Here is a 548-nt window from a genome sequence, read left to right on the forward strand (position 1 = left end):
CCGGGATCGGCCTCTCGCTGTGCAAGGAGTACGCCGCCCTGATGAACGGCGAGATGGGCCTGGAAAGCCAGCCCGAGCAGGGCAGCCGCTTCTGGATCAGCCTGCCCCGCTACAGGGAATCCGAACGCACCGCCACGGAGCAGCCGCACAAGGCCAGAGCCCGCGTCTATCACGGCGACCTGGATGAGCGTAACCGCGAACTCGTCAGCCTGGCGCTGTCGGACTCCGACCTGCTGCAGTTCGACGATGGCCGCGAACTGCTGACAGCATTGCGCGCCCAGCGCCCGGATGTGCTGCTGTTGAGCGTGGACATGCACGGCCTGGACGGGCGCGAACTGTTGCGCACGCTGCACCAGAGCCCCGAGCTGGCAGACCTGCCAGTCGTGCTGCTGAGCCGTGAAGACCAGCTCGAGGAGCTGGTGGGGCTCGGCGTCAGTGCCCTGCTCGCCGTACCCATCGACCCCAACGAGCTTTACCAGCTGGTCCGAGACCTGACTGGCCAGGAGGCACCGCATGCTCTCTAAGGACTTCCAGCAATCACGGGTGGT

At 66.2% G+C, this 548-nt stretch carries 1 protein-coding gene; it reads left to right on the plus strand.

Annotated features, from left to right (window positions below; translation table 11 throughout):
* Window positions 1-524 (plus strand): ATP-binding response regulator (locus tag J0A65_RS25400; RefSeq protein WP_206596995.1); only part of this gene is annotated, 524 nt, incomplete at its 5' end.
* Window positions 525-548 lie beyond the last annotated feature (24 nt).

It is taken from the genome of Bowmanella yangjiangensis (genome assembly GCF_017255015.1).
Lineage (GTDB): Bacteria > Pseudomonadota > Gammaproteobacteria > Enterobacterales > Alteromonadaceae > Bowmanella > Bowmanella yangjiangensis.